Here is a 23,183-nt window from a genome sequence, read left to right on the forward strand (position 1 = left end):
TGCCCTATTTAAGATACTACATCCCCATTCAAATCCCTTCTTACTTGAAAAAAAACGCACACGATTTTTCCCGTGTGCGTTCATATACTTACAAATCATCAAATCCATTAAGATCGCTTGTTTTGACGTATTGACGTGATGATTGTTCAAAGAAGTCGGTTTTTGTATCGTCGAAGCTGTCCACATATGCACGAATCCATTTCATTGGGTTGTCAGTGAACTCCGGATAAATTTCACTAAGTCCGAGCATGCGAAGCATTTTGTTCGCGCGATATTTCACATAGCCTTCCATTTCGGCAAGTTCGATACCTTCAATATCCGCTAGTACGTAACGGCTCCAGATGACTTCCTGTTCGACCGAATGTTTGAACTGATCGTAAATCCAAGCCGTAAATTCATCTGTATTTTGTTCAGGGTTTTCTGCAAGTGCTGCGCGGAAAATGTCACTAATTGCTTTCCCATGTTGCAATTCATCACGATTAATATACGAAATCATTGTCGAAGTACCGACCATTTTCTGATTGCGTGCGAGATTGTAGAAGAATGCGAATCCACTATAGAAAAATAGCCCTTCAAGCAGCGTCGTATAGACCATCGCTTTCAATGCTGATTCGATTGTCGGACGCTCGGCGAAGTCATTGTATACTTCTACAATGCGCTCATTCCGTTTCAATAGCACTTCATCTGAGCGGCCCATTTCAAATGAAGCCATCTGCTTATTAAGTGTCGTAACGGAAGATAGTACGTACGCATAGCTGTGATTATGTTCACTTTCTTGATCGGCAATTGTGGCCATAATTGATTTAACAGAAGGATCGGTTGTATAATCCGCCATTTTCAAAGCGATTATCGTCTGTGGTCCGTCAAGTGTCGCGAGTAAGCCAATAATTTTAAGAAATGCGTCTTGTTCCGGCTTTGTCAGCGTCGAGAATTGCTTAACGTCTTGTGTCATATCGACTTCATTGGCCGTCCAGAATAGTGAACGGATTTGTTGACGCAATGTATAGAAATGGGGATGTGCGATGTCATTCCAGTTGAGGATACCACTCGCCTTGCCCCCGAAAATAGCCGTTGATTTGTTTGGATGTGCAGGTTCCAAGACCTTCACTCGTTTAAGTTTTTCCAATTTCTGATGACTCCCTTCGACCATTCAATTACTTTTTCTTGCTGTATGCCACGTGGACTTTGTTCGATTTTAAGCGGCTCATAAGGGGATGCGTAAAACCGCGCTAACTTCACCGCTGCGTGGCAGAATAATGCATCGCCGCCAAATTGGGTATCACCCGTTCCGAAGACGTATACATTATCCGGTTTATACCCCACATCCGCTACAAAGTCTTTTACTTCGTCAGGCGTTGAGCCTTGCTCCCACGTGAATGACCCCAAGAGCATCGCATCGAAATCACGAGGGTTCGGAATGACGCCCCCACCGATTCGAAACGTTGTAACAGCTATATTTTCCGCTACTAGCGTTTCTTCAATCATTTCAGCAACTTCCTGCGTGTTTCCGCTCCACGATGCGTAGACGATTAAGAATGACACCATTCACACTCTTCGATATCCGTCGCAGTTGAACGTGTGTAGTATGTCGTTTTCATACCAGACTTCCACGCTTGCAAATGAAGTTCAAGCAGAACCGATGCACGAATTGAATTCGGAACATAGATGTTGAAAGAAATTGCTTGGTCAATATGGCGCTGTCTTGCTGCGTTTTGTTTGATCGACCAACGCTGATCGACAATATAAGCGGAGCGTCGATAGACGTCATATGTGTTGTGATTAAGGTCAGGCGCAACAACTGGAAGCTTATAATCTTTCTTTTCTTCATGATAAAACGGTTTGAAAACCGGATCAATTGATGCAGTTGACCCTGCGATAATAGACGTCGAGCTATTCGGTGCAATTGCCATCAAATAACCATTTCTCATACCATTTGTTGCAACATCGATGCGGAGTTCATGCCATTCCTTCGAGTCATAGTTCTTGTTGTCGAAATAAACGCCAGACTGCCATTCGGATCCTTCATATAATGGGTACGATCCTTTTTCAGTAGCCAGTTGCATCGAAGCTTTAATCGTCAAATAAGCTATTTTCTCATATAATTTATCAGCGTAATCCACTGCTTCGTTTGATTCCCATTGAATGTTTTGCAAGGCAAGCAAATGATGCCAGCCAAATGTCCCTAGACCGATTCCACGGTAACGCGCGTTAGTTCGTTGCGCTTGGACAACCGGTATTTTATTAAGATCGATGACGTTATCAAGCATGCGCACTTGAATTGTAATGAGTCTTTCTAAAACGCTTGCTGGAACAGCTCGTCCAAGGTTAATGGATGATAAATTACAGACGACGAAATCGCCCGGTTTTGAACGCGTGACCACGATATCGTCTTCGAGCGTAACAGACTCGAATTCAGTCGGGCTCATATTTTGCGTGATTTCTGTGCAAAGATTCGACGAATAAATCATGCCTTCGTGTTTGTTGGCATTCGCACGGTTCACTTCATCACGATAAAACATGTACGGCGTTCCGGTTTCCAATTGGCTACGCATAATCCGCTTCATAAGATCGATAGCAGGAACGATTTCCCGGCTAAGTTCAGGATTATTAACACACTCTTCGTATTTCTCACGGAACGAACCTGCACCTTTTGTTTCATCGTAAAAGTCCTCTAGTGAATAACCCATAACCACCCGAACTTCATGTGGATCAAACAAGTGCCAGTCTCCACGTGCATCAACTTGTTCCATATAAATATCAGGAAGGCAGACGCCCGTGAAAATATCGTGTGCGCGCAAGCGGTCGTCTCCGTTGTTTAACTTGAGGTCAAGGAACGTAAAAATGTCTTTGTGCCAAACATCGAGATAAACGGCGATTGCTCCTTGTCGCTGACCAAGCTGGTCAACACTTACTGCCGTGTTGTTCAGTTGCTTAATCCACGGAAGTACGCCACTTGAAGCGCCTTTAAATCCACGAATGGACGAGCCACGACTGCGGACTTTCCCCATATAAACACCAATGCCGCCACCGTATTTCGACAAGTTAGCGATATCCGTATTGCTGTCATAGATGCCTTGCAAAGAATCGTCGACCGTATCGATAAAGCAACTTGATAACTGGCCGTGCGGTTTTCCAGCATTCGACAATGTCGGCGTTGCAACCGTCATATAGAGACTGCTCATCGCCCAGTATGATTCGGCTACTTTTTCAAGCCGGTTAGTTGTCTCATCCTGCATCAATGTCATTGCAATAACAAGCCAGCGCTCTTGCGGAAGTTCAACCGATTGTTTGCTAAAGTCAACAGCGACATAACGGTCCATGAGTGTTTTCAAACCGATATATGTAAATAGCTTGTCCCGTTCTGGTTCGATTAGATTACCGAGAATAACAAGATCTTCGCGTGAATACTTTTCCGTTAAGACGGGTGTGTATAATCCCTGCTCGACTAGACGGGCAACGTTTTCAGCAAAATCCGTATAGACCTTTGCACCGCGAAGCTGAGCTTGACGATTGTAAACATCACGTAAGTGAATTCGGGCCGCAACGAAAGTCCAGTACGTCGATACCTCATCGATATTGCTGAGCGTTTCTAGAATCATCGCTTTTGTCCATTCTGATGCGCTTGCTCCAGGATGACGCTCATTCCATTTTTCACTCGCAGCAAATAATGGACGAATCTTCTCCCCACCAAACTCGTTCTGTAAGTCTTCCAATAGCATCTCCGTACTCGTCTTAGTAATATTCATTGTCATTTTCATCGGCTCCTTTATCAAACCTAATTTTTCTATTTCCAATAAAAAACGATAATCCCACCTTTTTCAGGCAGATCCATCGTTTATGAGTTTTATTTACTGAGGGATAATTTGTTGGCTGTAGTTAGGTAGTCAAGAACTTATTTGACACTCTAAATTCCTATTTGTCAACAATACAGCTTTCGTTCAATTTCGCCACTAACACTATATGTAGTGTCTTAATCATTATACTTACCCTAACATGTTGTGGTCTAATCGTAAATAGGGAAAAAGTTTACTTGCCCTACCATCAATAACTTATCCACATATCCACAGTCATTTTCTCGTGTCGCTTTGACCGTCATCATCGTCATTCTTGCAAACGATACACAAGTTATAAACATTAATTTAAAATCTAAAAAAAATTGGGCTGACATCACTTTCAGCGGTCAGTCCAATTTCTCAATTCATTTTTCTACATTTTTCACCCTTTATATTGTGGAATAAAACTCGCTTAAAATGTCAAATATCCTTTTCCCCCTGTTACCGACACAATATATTGGGTCACCTTCCATAACTAAGGCAGTTGCGTTAGATAGTCGGATAATAGTGTACATATTGCGGATTCCAGTAATAAGGGGGCCTCATTCCAATTTTCGGTGCTTGCACAGGAATCGGATTGGAATTATAAATGATATCCACTTTTTCGGCTGAATGATTAATCAGCAATACTTCCACTTCATTTTTGACGCTATCGTTCCGCAAAGTAACATCCTTCCATCTCTTTTTCTATCCTATTCGAACTCAATCAGGAAAGTCATTCATTGTTATTGCTTTGCTAGCATAATGTAGTTCATCTTGAATCTTAGGAGGTTTCCTGTGACAAAAGAAAGTCAGGATTATCCGCTGCATCCGAACTTCGGAAAAATCACAAGGTATCAAGAAGTCCCGATAACAGTGCCCGAGCAACGTCAACTGCGCCAACCGGGTGTCGAAGGATTGATGGTCCCGGCCCCAATTATTGAAAACCCGAATTATAAAGGCAGCGGGAAACTGAACGGTAAAGTCGCACTCATAACAGGCGGAGACAGCGGGATGGGAGCAGCAGCAGCGATTTCTTTTGCAAAAGAAGGGGCGGATATCGCAATTTCTTATCTGGATGAACACGAAGATGCGAACCGAACAAAAACGAGGATTGAAGAACTTGGAAAGCGTTGTCTGCTCTTGCCCGGCGACTTAAGGGAAAAACAACAATGCATCGATATCGTGGAACAGACCATCAGCACATTCGGACAGTTGAATATCCTTTGCAATCACGTCGGGATCCAATTTCAGCAATTAAGTCTGCTGGATATCAGTGATCAGCAATTCGATGATACCTTCAAAGTAAATATCTATTCCTTTTTTTATACAACCCGTGCTGCACTCCCCCACTTGCAAGCAGGAAGTTCTATCATTAACACAACTTCTGTGGTAGCTTACGAGGGCAATGAACAATTGATCGATTATAGCGCTACAAAAGGAGCCATTGTCAGTTTCACTCGGGCCTTGGCGAATAATCTTGTGTCGCAGGGTATTCGAGTCAACGCGATTGCGCCCGGCAGGATATGGACCCCCCTCATCCCTTCAAGTTTCTCCGCAGACGAAGTAACGCAAGCGGGAAATCCAATGGAGCGCCAAGGTCAGCCTTTTGAAGTTGCCCCAACTTTTGTCTATCTCGCATCCGATGATTCACGTTTCGTGACAGGTCAAACACTTCATGTGAATGGCGGACAATTCACTTCGTCATGAAAATGGTTTATAACTGTGACTTATGCCCATATTGCCATAGATTATGATAAACAACGAAAAACACCAGACCTTTACCGGATTCTGGTGTTTTCATCATGAAGGGCGGTTTAATAGGGATTTTTCTTTTTCCGTTTTTTCGGTCTGTATTTTTTGCTCTTATCTTTCGGCTTATCTTCAACTAGCTTCTTGATATCAACCTCTGATCCGAACTCGGTCTGCATGTTATTCTTTTGGTATGAGTTAAAGTTTTCTTCGGGAACCACTTTTTCATCAGTAAAAATCTGTTTTTGTAAATACTTGTGAAACACAAATTCCCCCGCCGCAAGAATAATTGCAGATATAAAAGCAGCCATGCCTAATCGAATGGGCTGATTGAAAAAGTAAGCACCCACCAACCAAACCAGAACGAATGCTAAAACAAAGTCAGCAATTGTTGCGGACATATTTCCCACCCTGGGCAAAACAAACATATCCCCGATGAATGAAACACCTGTCAATAAAACACTTGTGAGTAGGATATTTGCAAACGAAACTCCGTATAGCCCTAATACAATCCATAACACAGCTACAATCATTATAAATTTAACTATCAGTGCTGTTATGGTTTTCACCTGTTACTTCCCTCCATTCTAATTTGAGCCTTTGCTTATTATCTTTTTTAAATAGAACCAGTATCGCAACTAGTTAAATTTTGCGATACAGATCATATGATTTTGATTACGATTAATTCGTCCCAGACGTTCTTATCGTCCCGTACGATGTGTTCTTATCGTCCTTCATGTGTAAACACTCCCTTTAACGTTGTTGTTATATAAATCGCTTAAATCCACCTACAGGATGTATGATAGCCCGTACCTACAAACATAACCTATTGTTTATTTAACAATTTACCCCACCATCATTGTCGTCTCGGCCGTTTCATCAATCGATGCTTTTATCAACAAATTTCCCGTGGTCGGGTATGGCAATACGGTCAAACTCTTCCACAAGCCTCCGTAAACTATCTGTCAACAACTCGCCGACCATAGGCAAGCCATGCCCAGTGATGGCGATAGAAGGTTTCAAGGATTCTAACTTTTCAACAGAATTCCTTACGGCTGACCAATCGGTTGTCAAATACCTTGGGGGACCGCTTATTTCCTGTTCTTGCGTTAACACCTTATAAAGGTACTCCTGTTTTACCGTAACAAATGCATCCCCTGCAATTAGAGCCCTATCCTCATCTCTAAAAAGCGACACATGTCCCGGTGTGTGACCAGGGGTATGAATCCATCGGAATCCAGGTAAATGAGGGACACTGCCGTCTTCAGGGAGTGGTTTTACATAATTCTCTAAGTTAATTGGTTTGATTGGAAACATGGATGACATTTTAGATATCATACCGCCTTCTACAGTTGTATCCGGTTCAGGATAACTCGTTTTACCCGTCAGAAAAGGCATTTCTAATTCATGAGCATATACGGACACATCCCAGTGCCTTACTAATTCGATAATTGCACCAACATGATCAAAATGACCATGGGTTAAAATAATGGCCATCGGTTTACTATTAGTACCAAAACGTTTTTCGGTAACGGAGATGATTTTATTAGCCGAGTGGGGCATGCCTGCATCAATCAAGACAAATTCTTTTGTTTCAGGATGTCCAACTAAACAAATATTCACAATTTGCACCGTATGACTGTATAAGTCTGGTAGCACTTCCGTTCCATTTCCGCTTTCTACCGACGTTGCAGGGATGAATTTATAGTCTTCCCCGTATGAAATTTTATTGTCCACAATTTCACCTCCATTTCATGCCGAATCACCATTATTTTGTTGCTAAACGTATTTTTTATACTAGCAATACAAAATAGAGGTTATACCTCTACAAAAAACTATCCAGCCATTCTTGGTTAATGAAAAACGTATACAAATTCCTTCATTGCAAAGGATAGTATCGGATAGATCAAATAAAATTCAAGGAGGAAAAAGCAATGAAATTGGCGGGACATGAGCTATATGAATTGAGTGAATTGATTGCAGGATGCTTCAACACTGTCACATGTATGGGCGCGTTTATTAATCAGGCTCAAGATCCAGAATTGAAAGAACTATTAACTCGTCACTTTCCGCAACATGTAAAAGACTATAATTTGAAGGTGGAGTTTGTGCAAAGCGAGACAACGCCAGAAATTAGTAAATTCAGCCCCGATGATTTAAAACCGACGCTCCAGGATTTCACAAAAGCGCCCGTCCCAATTCAACCGGAACAACCAAGAACATCCGTTCAAACCCACAATGATCGGGAAATCGCCACCGCCTATTTACTCAATCAAAAAAGCTCAGCCAAAAATTATGGAGCGGCAGCTGTCGAGTGTGCGAATCCTGATTTAAGACATTTTTTAGAAAATGCTTTCATGAATAGTAATCGTCATGCTTATGATATATGGCAGTACATGGTTAAAAATGGATATTACCCATTAATGCCTGCGACCGCAGAAGCGACTACTGTAATCGCGACCATGTACTTGCCAATTCCCGAGTCTTTTTAAGGTGACAGTGCACCTAAACGAAGCCACTGAATAAGTTCTTTTTTTAGTAAGAACTAGTTGATTGTAGTGAAGAGCGGCGACTCCAGCGGGAACAGCGGATAGGAAGAGAAAGTTCACTCTTCCTTGGCTAAAGACCCCGCAGGAAGAGCCGTTACGAAGAACGGCTTTTGCGAGCAAAAGCGCTAGCGTTGGGAGCACGGGCAAGAATGCCTTAATTTCTGCCCGCGGAGAGCGTCCGCTCGGAACGGAAATCAACGGGATGGAAGGAAATTGTACTTTTTCAGTGCCACCTGCACCTAAACAAACATGATTTTCTCAATTAACATGTTTGTTTTATTTACTTAGAGATCTCTTTTCCAAATTTCTGTATTTTTAAAACTCGTTGACACTGATTCGTCATCTTGCTATGATCACATACAATATCATTGATGAAGAGAGTAGCAATTATTTCTTTTTCAGCGAACTGGGGATGGTGGAAGCCCGGTGAAGAATACTTGTGAACCGCACTTCGGAGATGCTTTTCCAAGCTTTTTAGGAAAAGCCGGTGTCTCGCCGTTATGAGGAAGTGGCCCTATACGGGCAATTTGAGTGGTACCGCGGAAGTAAGCTTTCGTCTCATTAATTTGAGATGAGGGCTTTTTTTTACGCTTTTTTAGTTCAATCAACCAAAAGGAGTGTTGAAAATGAAAATGGATGTCTTGCAAGTGCTGCAACAATTTAGTCCGATTCCCTTGGATGAAAACATGCTAGAAAAGCCTGTCCATGCACATTTAGGCGATTTGGCATTACCATGCTTCCCATTCGCAAAGGAACTTAGAAAATCGCCTGTTGTCATTGCCAATGAAATCGCCCTGGCAATCAATCATCCATTAATTCGTAAAGCAGAAGCCGTTAACGGATATGTGAATATCTTTCTGAACCGTACCGCTATTACCAGTGCCCTACTGCAGAAAATTCTAGATCAATCCGTTTCCTATGGTTCATCTAATGAAGGAAATGGTGGGATTGTCACAATCGATTTGTCATCCCCCAACATTGCAAAACCGTTTTCCATGGGGCATTTGCGCTCCACAGTCATCGGGAATTCGATTGGGCTACTACTTGAAAAGAATGGTTTTAAGACCGTGAAAATCAATTATATCGGCGATTGGGGCACACAGTTTGGCAAGCTACTGACAGCCTATCGGAAATGGGGCAACGAACAAGAGGTCCAACAAGCGCCAATCCAGACGCTGCTAAAACTGTACATCCGTTTCCACGAAGAAGCGGAACAAAATGACTCCCTTAACGACGAAGGCAGAGCGGCATTCAAAGCCCTGGAAGGCGGAGATGTAGAAGCGCTGGCATTATGGAAGTGGTTCAAAACGGAATCCCTCAAGGAATTTCAACGCATTTATGATTTACTCGGTATCGCCTTTGATTCCTATAACGGCGAGGCCTACTATAATGACAAGATGGAACCCATCGTTAAAGATTTGGCGAATAAAGGACTTTTAAAAGAATCGAATGGTGCACTCGTCGTTGAACTGGGTGAGGATATGCCGCCTTGTTTGATTATGAAGTCAGATGGCGCGACGTTATACGCCACACGCGATTTAACCACTGCAATCGATAGAAAAGAAACGTATGATTTCGTGAAATCTCTCTATGTCGTTGGAAATGAACAAAGTCTCCACTTCACACAATTCAAGAAAGTACTCGGTAAAATGGGCTACGAGTGGGCAGACGATATCCAGCACATTCCTTTCGGTCTCATATTAAAAGCCGGAAAAAAGATGTCCACCCGCAAAGGGAAAATTGTTTTGCTAGAACAAGTTTTGAATGAGGCGATTTCACTTGCACAGTCGACAATTGAAACGAAGAATCCAAACTTAGCGAATAAAGCGCAAGTCGCTGAAGAAGTTGGCGTCGGTGCCATCATTTTCGGTGACCTGAAACAACATCGCAAACACGATATCGAATTTAACTTAGAAACAATGCTCCAGACAGAAGGTGAAACCGGTCCCTACGTCCAATATGCTTTCGCACGGGCCAAATCAGTGTTAAGAAAAGCTGGCGACATACAGCCCTATAGCGTGGGTGACGTCAATGATTTCGAATGGGAAATCATTCGAGCATTGGAGCAATTCCCACAAACAGTCAAGCGCGCTGCGAATGATTTAGACCCTTCCATCATCGCAAAATATGCAATCGATCTCGCTCAAACTTTTAGCTCGTTTTACGGCAATGTCAAAGTGCTCTCAGATACAGACCATCTACCGTACAGAATTGCGCTGATCACGAGTACCGCGATTGTCTTGAAAGAGGTGTTACGTTTGTTAGGCATGAAGGCACCCGAGGAGATGTGATCGGAAATAAATCATACCGAAGTCAACAGGTCTGTTCAGCGGTAAAAAAACAGAAAAAAAGCGCTAGTGAAAACGCCAAACATTTACGTTTGGTATTTCACTAGCGCGATCCATTAAATTCTCTTGTTGATTACTTGTTCTTTGTTCAACTAACTATCATTAGTTGAGCTAGAATGGATTTTCTCCTTTATTAAAAGGAATAAAGACGACATAAGCCGAGACAATAAAAAGTACCCAAAAAACCTTGGATTTCATACGTTTTTTAAACAATTGGTTATTTTCATTTGTAAATAGTACACGGATTGTTGTATAGAAAAAATACAAAAGATACGACAACCCGAACCAATTAACCCATACGTTCCCCATAAAACTAATCCCGAAATCTTCATAAATTACTCCTAATACATTTTCAGTTAGGATGAAACCAATAGCCAAATAAATTAACACTTTAAAAAATGTAATAGCATCCCTTTTCAAAGCTGACAATTTTATTCCTCCTTACTCATCTATTATATTAGGCCAAAATACGAATCTCTTTTCCAACTCTTTTTCTCCTATTGTTCAAAAACTTATTTGGTATATTTTTTGTAGCAGAGTATCTGTTTTTTTGAACTCTAAGTATTTCTACCCTATCAAACCTCTCCTACTTCTTAATCCAATCTTATATATGTTGAACTAATGATTCTATATAATCTCCATCGAAGGTGCCTCATAGGGTTAGCCGAAGCAATAAGACTGACAGCGGTTTTCTGTTTGGCTTATTGCGGGAGGCATCCTCAAGTGCCAAGCGTTGTTGAGAGGATTCTCTATGTCAACATTTATAGTCATTGGAACGTATCACTAACCACAAAGTATACCATTTTCCCCCAACACAAACCTGTACAAAATTAAAAAACCACCTGAGTAGACTGACATAGCGATATGTGACACATATAAAACACCTTTATTAGGCTGCCATGACACCATACTTTATGGGTGTTAGGTAGCCTAATTTTTCTTGGATACGTTCTTCATTATAATAATTTAAATAGGTAATTACCCGCTCAGTTACGTCTTGATTACGTAATGAATTAAATTTAACATATTGAAATTCCTCAGACTTCAAGTTCGAATGAAAAGATTCAATCACCGCATTATCCCAATAGTTTCCTCTACGCGACATACTGCTGGCGAGGTCGTTATCCTTAATGCAGGCCTGGTATGCATATGACGTGTAGACACTTCCTTGATCTGAATGCACAATCACGCCTTCGGGGTGATTACGGACAGCCAGCACCTCCTTTAACGTGTCAATCACGAGCGGGGTTTGTTGATGATCGTATAATTTTTAAGCGACAATCTCGTTCTTGAATAGATCCATAATAGTCGAAAGATATTTTGTAGTACTGCCATATTGGATATATGTGATGTCTGTCACCCACTTCTTGTTCGGTTTACTAGCCTTGAAATCGCGGTTAAGAAGATTAGAGGTAATTATGATACTTTCACCTTGGGATTTCCACTTCCGTTTTGGCTTGATACGGCACTGTAAGTTATGCTTTTGTATGAGGTTCTGAACTGTATTGCGATTCAATTCTATATTATATTTCTGCTTCAATATAGCCTTTATTTTTCGATGACCATTCCGATACCTAGTGCTTTTACACAGTTCCATAATGGATTCCTCTTCTACTGAAAGCGGCTTATTGATAGCTTGAAGACACCATCTATAATAGTTCGCCCGTGGTACTCCTAACGCGGACAAAATGGCTGTAATCGTGTACTTCTTTTTAAGTTTCTCTACACTCTGTAGAACTATTTCTTTTTTAACTCCCTTTCGATCTCCATGTACTTTTTCAAGATTTCGTTCTCCATCTTCAAATGAGATAATTGATGTTCCCGCTTGTCGTCTTCACTGGCTAACTCGGGACCGTGACCAAATGTATATTGTTTACCGATTGGCTGATCAAATCGATAAATTTCTTTCGCACGGTACCATTTCATCCAAGTTTCAACCTGTGATTTATTTTTGATTCCGTGTTTTTCCATAATTTCATTAGTTGTCAATTCACCACTTAGTTTATCTTTAACAACTGCCCATTTAACTTCGCTTGAATATACGTTTTTACCCATGCAAAAACACCTCCGATGTAAGTACATTTTACAAATGTACCACTCCGAAGGTGTTTTATATTATCTCAATAATTTAGGCTAGTCCAGTTCAGATATATGGATAGGTCGCTTTTTAACAAATCATCTTGACTTTGATTTCAGCTTAAAGGTTCATCGTGAACAGTATCAAAAATACCCTTATAACCCATTTTTATATAATCAATATTCTTAGGGTCTTTAGAAAGGATATTGATTACGTCTCCGCTCGCTCCGAAATGGATCAGATACTTACTCGTAACAATAATAAATAAAGCATTGAAAGCACAAGTGTTTTTATTGAGAAGTACATCTATTGTATATAAGATTGCCTCACTTACTGGTACATCTTTTATTGATGCAATCTTACCAAACCCATCGTCAAGATCAAACTCTTCACTTGTTAGTTTATATTCTTTCCAATTAACTAAACATATACGCTTTGATAAGTTTTTAGCAATATATTTCTTTCTCCTATTGTATTCTAGGGAAATGAATAGATCGATAGTTGGCTCACCCAACGTGAGGTCTTTAATAAACTTTTGAATACCTTTTACTCGAACTTCACTAAAATAATCCGTTGAGAATCTAACACGATTCTCCATGGGTGCATCAAAATACATAGAAGAACTCCACGGTTCAGTTAGGAGAACCCCGGACTTAGTATTAATGGATTTAGTCGGCGACCCTGTCGAGTTTCGTATCATACGTACCACTCCTTCTATCTTTTGAACAGAGATTTTGCGGCGAAGTGCCACCTTTCCAAGCAGCCTTACCGCTATGATTATCTATATCACGAGATATAAAACCAGGCCCTTTTGTGGATTTTTTCACCTTATCAAAAATCGCGGCTTTACCACATTTCTCACTAATTTTTTTATAACCAAGTTTTTTTGCAGCTGCTTCTGCTTCCTTATCTGTCTTGTATACAGGATCATTTTTAGAAAAAAGTAAATTTATGATATTCTTTGCAACTGAAGTAGTGGCTTCCCACATCACATCTCCAATAATAACAGCACCTGTTATAAGTACCATAACTGTTCCAATACCCGGGATGACATATTTACCAGCCGCTATGGTTCCTCCATAAACAGTATATATATCATCTCCTTGATAATCTTCTGATAAAACTCCTTCATCGGATGACTCTAACTCTTTTATTATTTCGAGTACTTTCAAATCATACTCAGTAAGCTCACTTTGTGGGCTCTCTTCCAGTCGGTTAAGATCGGTGGAAGTTAGAACCTCTCTTTCTTTTGCACTTGCTAAAGGAACCAAAATAGTGGTGCTGAATAAAACTAAAAGACTTAATAACGTAATAACTTTTTTCATCTTTTCCACTCATAACTACCTCCAAATATTTACATTAAAGCCAAAATCAATTATTACACACAGGATTAACTAAATACAGGTTATTATGTATCATTTTACCAATTTAAATGTATATTTTTCTTCTATTTTGTTGCAGAAAGAGAACAAGACGTGGCAATTATCAACGGGAAATGTCGCAACTCTACTGGCAGACTTCCACGTAGAGAAAGAAATCGTTCGAAAAGAAACCGAATTGGCTATACTCGAATTTTATTTGGGGGAAATCCAACAGGGGTTGCAGTCTCCTATTCACCCTCGTTTCATTAAACAATACAGAATAGGTTAACATAATGCCTGTTCACGGAAGTAGTTAACTTCTTTACGCAATAAGAATTCTCGGAAGTTGATCATACGCCATAACCCCTTATAAACCCTCATTTCATCTCCAACGGTCCTTTGTTTTCTGTATGCATCAAATATACATTGTTGAGTTAACGGGCTTTCTGGTGAACGTCAGGCCTGTCTACCTGAATAATTATGCAGATTTACCTCAATGAGGGGCATTCGAATTTATCCATAAAATCAACCAACGCTAAATTTAAAATGTCCGATTTATTGAGGTGTTCCGCTTCGCAAAACACATCAAAGCGCTCCCCAATAGTTTGATCAATCACAATGGTCTTTCGCGTTCTCTCTTCTTGTGGAAGTTGTTTAATACGTTCATGAAGCGTTGGCTCCCTTTTAATTACTGGAGCTGATTCTTGCCATGATTTTAACATCTCTTTGATGGCTCGCATTTCGTCATCGGTGAATTGCCGATGAATAGCATGTGAATCTGTTGTAACTGTCTTGGGAACCGGTTGTGAATGAGGTTTCTTGGCCGATGATTTGGATTTCACAAAGTCGAAAATGCTTTGATCAAGTGGTTCATCGCTGTCGCCAACGAAGGTCCACCCCCTCGGAGTTGCACTACTGTATTTATAGTCTGCTGTATTCAATGCGCTCGCAAGAGGATCCTTTCTAATGCCATCGATTTGCTTAGCTACATCCGTATGTACGTCCATATAAAATCATTCGCTAGACCAACCATTAGCGCATCCATAAACATAGTGATACCTCACTTTCTCATTAAGATTTTTATTATTCTCTACCCCAAAACAGAAATAATCCACCTTACTTTGTTCGCTAACCATTAGCCTTTCGCGACAAGCACCTAAACAAACGTGAGTAATAAAATAAACATTTCGCTTTGAAAAAGTGAAAAATTAAAATTCGGAAACCTCTGTCTGATACTTCTTTTATCGACAGGCGGATTTTATATTTCTCACATACCTTCTATTTTTAATATCCGAAAAAAGTAAAATTGCATCTTAAAGATGGAGGGAATATCAAAATAAAAAGAATTCTTGTATTATTTAAGCCTTGTTGGGAATCCTTGTACTTTCACCTCACAAATTTCATATTTTTGTAAATAATAACACAATTTCCAATCGCTAGTAAAAACACCGGATTCCTAATTGGAATCCGGTGTTTTTATAGTCTGATGCTTTCCTATTCTGCTAATTCAAGGAATTTCAAATAACTAATCCGTTTACACTTGATTGTCGCCATCTTGTTCGACTAACTTTCCAATGCAATGTTTACTACTTTTTCCGTATATAGTTGATACAGTGATACCGAAGATAACGATATCGATGCCGTTTTCAAAATAGAAACCCAATACTCATACTTTAACCTTTAACCTTTAACCTTTAACCTTTAACCTTTAACCTTTAACGCGATTATCAAAGTTGCTATAGCAATTATCTGTATAATATTCATGATTTAATAAATATTAATCACCTAAGAATTCATCTTTCATTCAATTCAACATGTCCTTTGCCTTTGCGGGAATCTCTTCCTTTTTCACTTCTTGATAGGAAGTTACTCCCTTTCCTTTCTTTATAAACAACTCCAAATATGCATCTTTACGCAATTCATGATCACCTGTAAACGTAAACTCTTTTTCATTTCCTTTTTTATCAAATGCAGGCAGTGTGTATTCGTATCGAACATATAGCTCTCCGCTAGGTGATTTGTCCTCGAGTTTAGTACTACTTTCCGTGATTTGAACATAATAACTTTCTGCGCCTAATCGATTGAAGCCCACTGATCTCAAGGCTATTAGGAAACCAGTGATAACAACTATGATTGCAATTGCTGCGAATACTTTCTTCATGATTTTGCTCCTTTTCTATTCGTAGTTGAATTTTTTCTTCCATAGGTCATAAGACGCCATACTTTCTCCAATGGCCCCATCTTGAAAAATTTAATCCATAGGACACTAAAAAGTATTTGGATAATGAAAATAACACTGGCAATCAAGACGGTCTGACTTGAAGATGCAAATTTGATGCCCATTAGTGACATAATTGCCAAAGCAATGAAACTTTGAGCAACATAGTTAGTCAAAGCCATTTGACCAACACGAGCTACTGGTTGCAGTAGTTGTACAATGTTTTTATTTTCTAGCAATAAGAACATCGTTGCCAGATAAAACAGCACGGTAGGAATTGTGCCAAGAGAAATGATTAACTCCACACTATCTACACCTTGTTGCTTTGCTATCCAAATCCATACAGAAAAACCAATGACGATTGGCAGTGTCACAATCTGAATCCATCTGACTTGCTTTTGCAATCGGCCAATTTGTCGTGGCCAGTCCGCTTTTGCAACTAAGAAACCTGCCAAAAACATAATGTAGACCAGCACTGTATCATTTCCGATTGAAGCCATGGAACTGGCCATTGTCGGAATGACTAACGCCATAATCAGTGCAATCAGGTAAACGCAAGTGAAGCCTGCCAGCCATTTTTTGATGGTCGAGATTTGTACCCTGTAAAATGGGAGGAGAAGAAATCCGATAACAGCATAGGCTGCTAAAATAGATCCCCAAAATATGATTGCGTGAATGATACCGAGTACCAATAAGCTAAGCAAACGGCGAACAAAACGCCATCTTGGCTTATCTCCACGCTGCTGGGCACGTGATGTAAAAATGTAGAAACCGATACCGAACAGGAAGGAGAATATGGAGAAGAATTTCTTTTCCACCAGGATATGAATGAGCATATCTACATAATGATTCATACCACTATTTACGGGGAGAATATCACCTTCCATAACAACTTGATAAGCAGGTATGTTAATAAGCATAATACCAAACAATGCGATTCCACGGATAATATCCAATGAAATAATTCGTTCTTTTTTTGCGATTGATGGGTTCATCCAACATTCCTCTTTCTTACAGGTAGAATAAGAATTCCGCCTTCTTTATTCATTTAATTTTTTGTATGTCTTCTTAAAGAAATTATATTGCTATACTCATTAAAATAAAGTGGCTTGTCTTTTTTTATCCAACGAATTAGTATATGTCCGATTACAGTCATCCATAAAAGCACTGATAAAAAAACAAGTCCGATTGAGAAAAGGAGTAACAGTAATTCTGCTTGACTTGCAAACTGATTTGCTACACCTGCAAGTCCACTGAAGAAATAAGGCAAGTAAATCGCAAGGTATCGTCTGCTTAAACTTGTAAACCATTTGGTCGTGTCGGGCTGTAATTTCATCCGAACAATTCTTGAACCTAGTGTATAGCCCTTCCAAATCATCGGTACAATTACAATTCCCACAAATAGGACAACCGTAAAGAGCGCAAATTCGGTAAACGTACCTGTCCATTTCATCACATTCATAACAACACCCGTGATGAACCTAACTAGAATAATATCCAAAACAAGTCCAAAAAGTTGTGCACCTATGGTCGATTGTTCTTCATTCATATGCGTTTCATCCTCTTCATTTAACTTATCTCTTGAAGGAATAAACGCTAAAAACAGGGGTGCAAAAAGAAAGCCAAGAAAGGTGCCAAGTGTATTCGCCATTAGATCATCGACATCAAACAGCCGGTATGGACATGTAAAAATCCCAAAAACACCCGTTAACTGCGTAATTTCAAAAAACAAAGACACGCCGAATCCAATGAAAATCACATAAAACCATTTGTCCTTCGTTTTGAATAAATAACGTAAAAACACGCCAGCTGGGAATAATAGGAGTACATTAAATACGACTTGATACACCGAGAGAGCCCCAACCAATGATTTATATGAAGAGGGCCTTGACCAAACTACACCTGTATCATGTGCTATATCCTGGATGAATTGAAACGGTCGTAATTGCATATACGACATTATCGGATCTGCAAATTGACAATTATTCCGTACTATAGGTAAGGGTAAAATCACAAGAAAAAAGGCACTTAAACTGTAAAACAGGAAACTAATTATCAAAAACGTACGCCAAAAACTAATGTACCCATATTTTCGGTATTGGTAGATTGCCCAAGGCAAAGTCAAAAATGATGCGAGCATAAAACAGACAATAAATGCGATGAAAATTGGCATTATATGAGTTTGCAATTAACCCCCCCCTTCCTAACCATTACCTCTAACGTATTCTTGAAATGAATCCCTTTTATCGGAAATGGCACCCAATCCACTTTTACATGAAAGAGTGCCACTTCGAAATTAGAACTATTCGTAAAGTTAAAATCAATTATAGTGCGGCTTTCACCGTTTTCCGATAATAGCCGACAGTCAAGAATGCGAATACGAGGTAAATCAATGCATAAAGGCCCATAGCAATCGTTGTAGGTACTGTAATATCGGACATGAATAGGAACGACGCCGCTTTTATCGCAAAGATAGAATGCAATAGACCAATCAGTAGCGGCAAGCCAAAGACAAATACTTGTTTGCGGATAATTCCGCGCATAATATCTTTAACCGTAAAGCCAAGTTGACGAAGTGTTGCATAACTTTTTTTCTCTTGTTCAGCTTCCGTCATTTGTTTGAAGTACAAAATACTACCTGTTGAAATTAAGAACACCAACCCTAAAAACCCGGCGATAAAGATGAGAAGTCCATTACTTTGCATGGATTTTACATACGTCAAATAATAATCGGTGCCGTATGACGACACGGTGTCTTGATTTGGGTTACGGATAGAAGAAGCAATGGCAAGTTGGCCTTTGTCTACTACATTAAAAACGCGGACATTCCTTACTATACTCTCTGGGGTCATCTCTACTATTTTTTCTGGTTTCATCGTTCTTTTATACTTTTCAAAATCGGCATCACTCACTACAAGTTGAGATCCCCAAACTGCGTTCACAACGTCCCCTTCACCATATTTCACAGCGGTAAATATGCTTTCTGTTTCACCGCTTGTAATATACATCTCGAATGGTATCTTTATATCTTTTGCCATAGCCACCATGGAAGCATTATGAAAAATGACAGATCCATCTTTTGGTGATTCAACTTCGAGACCTGCTTTTCGTAATTGCTTAGCATTTACAAAATAGGCATTAAAAATTTCTTCCCTCATATCAAGAAATGCAGGGAAAACACCTTTTTCATGAGTTCCTTCCACTCCGAGTAACTCGATTGTCCCAGTTGTATAATCAATTCCATTTTCTTTTAACTCAACCTCAAAGTCCACTGCAGATATTTCGTTGTCTGAAAGCGGTGTTGCCACTCCTTCTTCAAACGCAAAATCGAATGGCATCATGTAGCGCGTTTCTTTTTCCGTTGAATAATAAAGCGAATAAGAACCTGCAAGCATCGCTAATGTCATTGCAGATAAAACTGTAATAATGGTGAGCGAGTTCGCATTCCCTTTTAGACGGTGCATGAGTGAGGCAAGTGACAAACTATTGGAAAGTCCTAAATGTCCTTGCTTTCTCTTTCGTACTTGATAGAACAACCAACTGATTGTCACGCGGAATAGAAGATAGGTTCCTAATATCGTTGAGAATAAAACGCCAAGCATATTAAAGAATAACAATTCATTCAACATATGTGCCGATAACCAATAACCAAAGACAATCAATCCGATACCAAGAAAAGCAAGTATTGCCGATAGCCCACTTTTCGGCTTCTTCGGCTGTTCCCCTTGTTTGTCTGCATTGAATAGGCTAAGCAATGTATTACGATACACTTTAAACACCATTTGAATCGATGTAAGCGCAATGATAACCACGAATACAAGTGCTGTCTGTAAAACGGCCCCCATCGAAAACGATAGCTCTACAATGTCATTAAAGCCGACCAATTTCATAAGTATCAATAAAAATACTCTGGATAAAAGCATCCCGACACCGATTCCGATAACGAGCGCTCCGGCTCCAAGAAGTGTGTTTTCAATAATAAGGAGCCGTGCAACTGCCCCTTTCGTTAATCCAATCAATTGATACAGTCCAATTTCACTACTTCTTCTCCGAAGGAAAATCGAATTGGCGTAGATAACGAATATGCCAGCAATGAATAGAACCAAAATGCCCGCCACCTTGAATGCGGAATCCATCTTCATGGAGCTATTTGCCTGCTCAATAACTGCAGAATCATATTGCAACGTCGCGAATACAAAGTAAAGGACAACACTGAAAATCAGTGCAAAGAAATACAAATAATAATGCTTGATATTTTTCCGCATACTGCGGATGACAAGATCAAATAGTGTCAACGCTGTCACCCCCGAGAACGCCTTGAACTTTCAGGATTTCCTGGAAGAAGACTTGTCTCGTTTTATCGCCACGGTACAATTCCGAGTAAATGGTGCCGTCTTTCAAAAAGACAACGCGGCTGCAATAGCTCGAAGCAAGTGGGTCATGCGTCACCATCATGATTGTGACGTCCCGCTTTTTATTGACATCCTCTAATGTGCCTAATAGGGAAGATGCTGACTTGGAATCGAGGGCCCCTGTTGGTTCGTCTGCAAATACCATGGAGGGTCTATTAATAAGAGCACGTGCAGCAGATGTCCGCTGTTTTTGACCACCTGAAATTTCGTGCGGGTATTTGTGTGCGAGGTCTTTAATGCCAAGGATGTCTGCGATTGCCGTGAACTCTGCTTCCGCTTCTTTTTTATTCATCTTACCAAGTGATACAGGTAGCAAGATGTTTTCTTTTACAGTTAATGTATCTAGTAAATTATAGTCTTGGAAAATGAATCCTAATTTTTCACGACGAAACGCGGAAAGTTCCCGATCTTTCATCTTCGAAATATCGGAATTACCGATGAGGATAGACCCCTCTGTCGTACGGTCAATCGTCGCAAGGACGTTGAGCAATGTTGTCTTTCCTGCTCCCGAAGAACCCATAATGCCGACAAATTCACCTTCATGGACACGAAGTTCGATGCCTTTTAGTACTTGTTGGACATTGCTGCGTGATCCATAGGACTTTCGAATATTCTGCGCATGCAGAACTGTTTTTTTTGTTGTATGTGTTTCATTCATATGAAATGGCCTCCCTGTTTGCTATGTCCCTATCTTATCCCGCTTAGTGCATTGGGTCGTTTGATTTGCATGACAAACAGGTCGTCCAACGTTACATAAACGTCACGTTAGTACGGAGTCGAATTCATTCTCAGTCATGAATGTCAGTCGCATTGTCGTTCCTTGCCCCGCTTCGGATTGTGCAGTAAGTGTGATGCCAATCTTGATAGCAACGGTTTGTGCGAGGTAAAGTCCTAGACCTGTTGCTGCATTATGTAGTCTTCCTGTACCGCCAGTGAATCCTTTATCGAATAACCGAGGCAAGTCATGCGATGGAATACCAGGTCCTTCGTCTCTTATAGTTAGAACCACATTGCCACTTTCTACAACGTTTGTTGTGATCCAAATTGTTCCGCCTGACGGACTATACTTCACTGCATTCGTCAACACTTGACGGATTATGAACCGACACCATTTACTATCCGTTACAACTTCAATCGCTTCATCTTCAAATTCGATAGCCATATTTTTTTGCCTGCACCACGATGCAAGCTCGCGCACTTCCGCAGCTACAAGCTGGTGGATGCCGCTTTTCCCGACAACATAATCCGATTCCAAAGAAGGCAAACGGGAAATGTATAACTGCTGGTCGATGAGCAAATGAACACGTAGCCACTCCGTTTCGATTTTCTGCAATGCAGGTTCACTTCGATTGGCTTCAATCACCAATTTCATGGCAGTCAGCGGTGCTTTCACTTCATGTACCCAAGCTGCCGTATAATCACTTTCAATCACGTTAGTTGCTTTTAAATCGTACAATCTTTTCGTATAATCATCCGCAACTTGCCGCAACATCTTATTCGTTATTGTGTCACGTATTGATAACGGCTCCGGCAGCGCTTCTTGCCAATCTTCTTCAATTATTCCATTGGGCGGGATTAATGCTTTCATAAACTTCATTTCCTTGAAATAGCGCCATATGAAAAAAGTGAAGAACACACTCAGCAGTAAAACGTTAAAATACAAAACAGATGAAAATGCCGCATCGATTCCAGCGTCCAGCCAAATAACTATATCCGCAAACCCGAGTGCCGCTATAAAAAAGAGAATCCAACTTTTCATATCCATCAGATAACTTATAAACAAAAAAATAGCCCCTTCCTACAGCGTAGTCGCCATATAGCCCAGTCCTTTTTTCGTGACGATTGCTTCACCGAGGCCCAGTTCCGTGAGCTTTTGACGGAGGCGCGTAACATTCACCGTCAATGTATTATCGTTAACAAAACGTTCATCATCCCATAACTTACGGATTAACTCATCCCGTGAAACAATCTCGTCATTTGATTGAACAAGCACCGCTAATATGAAAAATTCATTTTTCGTCAATTCGACCTCATTGCCACCTAAACGGATGACACCGCGCTTCATGTCAATCATCGCTCCATTCCATTCGAGTACATCCGGCGCTTCTTCACCGTATGCGTATGTCCGTCTTAAGAGTGCCTGAATTTTTGCAAGCAATACATCTGAATGGAATGGTTTCTGAACATAATCATCCGCTCCCATATTCATCGCCATAACCATATCCATCGGGTGATCCCGCGATGATAGAAAGATAATAGGTACCTTCGAAATTGCACGAATTTCGCGGCACCAATGAAAGCCGTCATAGGAAGGCAACTGAATATCCATAATAACAAGATGCGGTTTTTCATTAATAAAATCGACCATGACATCATGAAAGTCATTCGGTCCAGTTACATTAAAAGACCATTGCCCTAGTCGCTCTTTCAGTGAATCAAAAATTGCTTTATCGTCCTCTACGACGAAAATTGTCATATCCATTGCCGATGCACTTCCCTTCTATTATCCATTCTAAAGGAACATACAACAGACAGGCAATTTGGACACTTCCGGGATATCATGCAAAAAAAACTCAAAACCCGCTCCGAATATGATATACTAAAGGAGTGAGACATCACTCCGAACGTTATCTGGAGTGCAAAGTGTCTGCTTT

At 40.4% G+C, this 23,183-nt stretch carries 22 protein-coding genes, 1 pseudogene and 1 other annotated feature; of the genes and pseudogenes, 3 read left to right on the top strand and 20 right to left on the bottom strand.

The genetic code is table 11. The annotated features are described in order from the left end of the window. Positions 1-88: 88 nt before the first annotated feature. The 4 genes from AZE41_RS20270 to AZE41_RS23105 all read right to left on the bottom strand — a co-directional run bounded on the left by AZE41_RS20270 (position 89) and on the right by AZE41_RS23105 (position 4,496). Entirely contained in the window at positions 89-1,126 is a 1,038-nt protein-coding gene (locus tag AZE41_RS20270) for a ribonucleotide-diphosphate reductase subunit beta (protein ID WP_418064636.1), read from the bottom strand. Next, entirely contained in the window at positions 1,105-1,545 is a 441-nt protein-coding gene (locus AZE41_RS20275; protein ID WP_067213478.1) for a flavodoxin, read from the bottom strand. Before AZE41_RS20275 ends, AZE41_RS20270 begins: the two co-directional genes overlap by 22 nt. After that, positions 1,530-3,746 (bottom strand): ribonucleoside-diphosphate reductase subunit alpha, encoded by a 2,217-nt coding sequence (locus AZE41_RS20280; protein ID WP_418064834.1) that lies wholly within the window; start codon positions 3,744-3,746, stop codon positions 1,530-1,532. Before AZE41_RS20280 ends, AZE41_RS20275 begins: the two co-directional genes overlap by 16 nt. 576 nt (positions 3,747-4,322) lie before the next feature. Next, on the bottom strand, positions 4,323-4,496 hold the full coding sequence (locus AZE41_RS23105) for a hypothetical protein (protein WP_197485344.1): 174 nt from the start codon (positions 4,494-4,496) through the stop codon (positions 4,323-4,325). 114 nt (positions 4,497-4,610) lie between these two features. Between AZE41_RS23105 and AZE41_RS20285 the strand changes: the two genes are divergently transcribed. Further along, entirely contained in the window at positions 4,611-5,522 is a 912-nt protein-coding gene (locus tag AZE41_RS20285) for an SDR family oxidoreductase (protein ID WP_067213480.1), read from the top strand. Positions 5,523-5,629: 107 nt separating this feature from the next. Here AZE41_RS20285 and AZE41_RS20290 read toward each other — a convergent pair whose 3' ends face one another. Beyond that, positions 5,630-6,133 carry a YndM family protein gene (locus AZE41_RS20290; protein ID WP_067213482.1) on the bottom strand — a complete coding sequence of 168 codons (504 nt, stop codon included), beginning with the start codon at positions 6,131-6,133 and terminating at the stop codon, positions 5,630-5,632. A gap of 310 nt (positions 6,134-6,443) precedes the next feature. Further along, positions 6,444-7,301 (bottom strand): MBL fold metallo-hydrolase, encoded by an 858-nt coding sequence (locus tag AZE41_RS20295; RefSeq protein ID WP_067213484.1) that lies wholly within the window; start codon positions 7,299-7,301, stop codon positions 6,444-6,446. Between the two features lie 197 nt (positions 7,302-7,498). Between AZE41_RS20295 and AZE41_RS20300 the strand changes: the two genes are divergently transcribed. Then, complete coding sequence (locus AZE41_RS20300; RefSeq protein WP_067213485.1) at positions 7,499-8,056, top strand: spore coat protein; 558 nt, start codon at positions 7,499-7,501, stop codon at positions 8,054-8,056. A gap of 416 nt (positions 8,057-8,472) precedes the next feature. Then, positions 8,473-8,677 (top strand) — a binding site (T-box leader). Between the two features lie 62 nt (positions 8,678-8,739). Further along, complete coding sequence (gene argS, locus AZE41_RS20305; protein ID WP_067213487.1) at positions 8,740-10,404, top strand: arginine--tRNA ligase; 1,665 nt, start codon at positions 8,740-8,742, stop codon at positions 10,402-10,404. A gap of 168 nt (positions 10,405-10,572) precedes the next feature. On the opposite strand, the gene AZE41_RS20310 is transcribed toward argS, so the two are convergent. The 14 genes and pseudogenes from AZE41_RS20310 to AZE41_RS20370 form a co-directional block, all read right to left on the bottom strand. Then, positions 10,573-10,890: a hypothetical protein gene (locus AZE41_RS20310; RefSeq protein ID WP_067213489.1), complete on the bottom strand. Its 318-nt coding sequence runs from the start codon at positions 10,888-10,890 to the stop codon at positions 10,573-10,575. A gap of 460 nt (positions 10,891-11,350) precedes the next feature. Next, a pseudogene (locus AZE41_RS23585) lies at positions 11,351-11,710 on the bottom strand (DDE-type integrase/transposase/recombinase); the annotation flags it as partial. 21 nt (positions 11,711-11,731) lie between these two features. Continuing rightward, the gene (locus tag AZE41_RS23740; protein WP_082786754.1) at positions 11,732-12,058 is read right to left on the bottom strand and encodes an IS3 family transposase; all 327 of its coding nucleotides are present in this window, start codon (positions 12,056-12,058) and stop codon (positions 11,732-11,734) included. 140 nt (positions 12,059-12,198) lie between these two features. Beyond that, positions 12,199-12,516 carry a helix-turn-helix domain-containing protein gene (locus tag AZE41_RS20320; RefSeq protein WP_067213490.1) on the bottom strand — a complete coding sequence of 106 codons (318 nt, stop codon included), beginning with the start codon at positions 12,514-12,516 and terminating at the stop codon, positions 12,199-12,201. Between the two features lie 137 nt (positions 12,517-12,653). Then, positions 12,654-13,154, bottom strand: a complete 501-nt coding sequence (locus tag AZE41_RS20325) for a hypothetical protein (protein ID WP_067213492.1) — start codon at positions 13,152-13,154, stop codon at positions 12,654-12,656. Positions 13,155-13,206: 52 nt separating this feature from the next. Then, on the bottom strand, positions 13,207-13,863 hold the full coding sequence (locus AZE41_RS20330; RefSeq protein ID WP_231885855.1) for a toxin C-terminal domain-containing protein: 657 nt from the start codon (positions 13,861-13,863) through the stop codon (positions 13,207-13,209). 524 nt (positions 13,864-14,387) lie between these two features. Further along, positions 14,388-14,906, bottom strand: a complete 519-nt coding sequence (locus tag AZE41_RS20335) for a hypothetical protein (protein ID WP_067213496.1) — start codon at positions 14,904-14,906, stop codon at positions 14,388-14,390. 797 nt (positions 14,907-15,703) lie between these two features. Further along, positions 15,704-16,060: a YxeA family protein gene (locus AZE41_RS20340; RefSeq protein ID WP_067213497.1), complete on the bottom strand. Its 357-nt coding sequence runs from the start codon at positions 16,058-16,060 to the stop codon at positions 15,704-15,706. After that, a complete protein-coding gene (locus tag AZE41_RS20345; RefSeq protein WP_067213499.1) occupies positions 16,057-17,112 on the bottom strand; it encodes a DUF418 domain-containing protein in 1,056 nt (351 codons plus the stop codon). The genes AZE41_RS20340 and AZE41_RS20345 overlap by 4 nt, the downstream gene beginning before the upstream one ends. 53 nt (positions 17,113-17,165) lie before the next feature. Next, positions 17,166-18,305 (bottom strand): VanZ family protein, encoded by a 1,140-nt coding sequence (locus tag AZE41_RS20350; RefSeq protein ID WP_067213501.1) that lies wholly within the window; start codon positions 18,303-18,305, stop codon positions 17,166-17,168. A gap of 136 nt (positions 18,306-18,441) precedes the next feature. Further along, the gene (locus tag AZE41_RS20355) at positions 18,442-20,421 is read right to left on the bottom strand and encodes an ABC transporter permease (RefSeq protein WP_231885733.1); all 1,980 of its coding nucleotides are present in this window, start codon (positions 20,419-20,421) and stop codon (positions 18,442-18,444) included. Beyond that, positions 20,399-21,187 carry an ABC transporter ATP-binding protein gene (locus AZE41_RS20360; protein ID WP_067213504.1) on the bottom strand — a complete coding sequence of 263 codons (789 nt, stop codon included), beginning with the start codon at positions 21,185-21,187 and terminating at the stop codon, positions 20,399-20,401. Before AZE41_RS20360 ends, AZE41_RS20355 begins: the two co-directional genes overlap by 23 nt. A 102-nt stretch (positions 21,188-21,289) precedes the next feature. After that, positions 21,290-22,312, bottom strand: a complete 1,023-nt coding sequence (locus tag AZE41_RS20365) for a sensor histidine kinase (RefSeq protein WP_231885734.1) — start codon at positions 22,310-22,312, stop codon at positions 21,290-21,292. A 15-nt stretch (positions 22,313-22,327) separates the two neighbouring features. Further along, a complete protein-coding gene (locus AZE41_RS20370) occupies positions 22,328-23,011 on the bottom strand; it encodes a response regulator transcription factor (RefSeq protein ID WP_187046111.1) in 684 nt (227 codons plus the stop codon). Positions 23,012-23,183 lie beyond the last annotated feature (172 nt).

Origin of the sequence: Sporosarcina psychrophila (assembly GCF_001590685.1) — a bacterium.
GTDB classification, from domain to species: Bacteria; Bacillota; Bacilli; order Bacillales_A; family Planococcaceae; genus Sporosarcina; species Sporosarcina psychrophila.

Excerpts from the sequence above, each read along its gene's own strand:
- AZE41_RS20340 (WP_067213497.1), bottom strand. The coding sequence starts at position 16,060 with ATGAAGAAAGTATTCGCAGCAATTGCAATCATAGTTGTTATCACTGGT.
- AZE41_RS20275 (WP_067213478.1), bottom strand. The coding sequence starts at position 1,545 with ATGGTGTCATTCTTAATCGTCTACGCATCGTGGAGCGGAAACACGCAG.
- AZE41_RS20370 (WP_187046111.1), bottom strand. The coding sequence starts at position 23,011 with ATGGATATGACAATTTTCGTCGTAGAGGACGATAAAGCAATTTTTGAT.
- AZE41_RS20345 (WP_067213499.1), bottom strand. The coding sequence starts at position 17,112 with ATGAACCCATCAATCGCAAAAAAAGAACGAATTATTTCATTGGATATT.
- AZE41_RS20300 (WP_067213485.1), top strand. The coding sequence starts at position 7,499 with ATGAAATTGGCGGGACATGAGCTATATGAATTGAGTGAATTGATTGCA.
- AZE41_RS20280 (WP_418064834.1), bottom strand. The coding sequence starts at position 3,746 with ATGAATATTACTAAGACGAGTACGGAGATGCTATTGGAAGACTTACAG.
- AZE41_RS20330 (WP_231885855.1), bottom strand. The coding sequence starts at position 13,863 with ATGAAAAAAGTTATTACGTTATTAAGTCTTTTAGTTTTATTCAGCACC.
- argS (WP_067213487.1), top strand. The coding sequence starts at position 8,740 with ATGAAAATGGATGTCTTGCAAGTGCTGCAACAATTTAGTCCGATTCCC.
- AZE41_RS20325 (WP_067213492.1), bottom strand. The coding sequence starts at position 13,154 with ATGTATTTTGATGCACCCATGGAGAATCGTGTTAGATTCTCAACGGAT.
- AZE41_RS23740 (WP_082786754.1), bottom strand. The coding sequence starts at position 12,058 with ATGGAACTGTGTAAAAGCACTAGGTATCGGAATGGTCATCGAAAAATA.
- AZE41_RS20320 (WP_067213490.1), bottom strand. The coding sequence starts at position 12,516 with ATGGGTAAAAACGTATATTCAAGCGAAGTTAAATGGGCAGTTGTTAAA.
- AZE41_RS20335 (WP_067213496.1), bottom strand. The coding sequence starts at position 14,906 with ATGGACGTACATACGGATGTAGCTAAGCAAATCGATGGCATTAGAAAG.
- AZE41_RS20360 (WP_067213504.1), bottom strand. The coding sequence starts at position 21,187 with ATGAATGAAACACATACAACAAAAAAAACAGTTCTGCATGCGCAGAAT.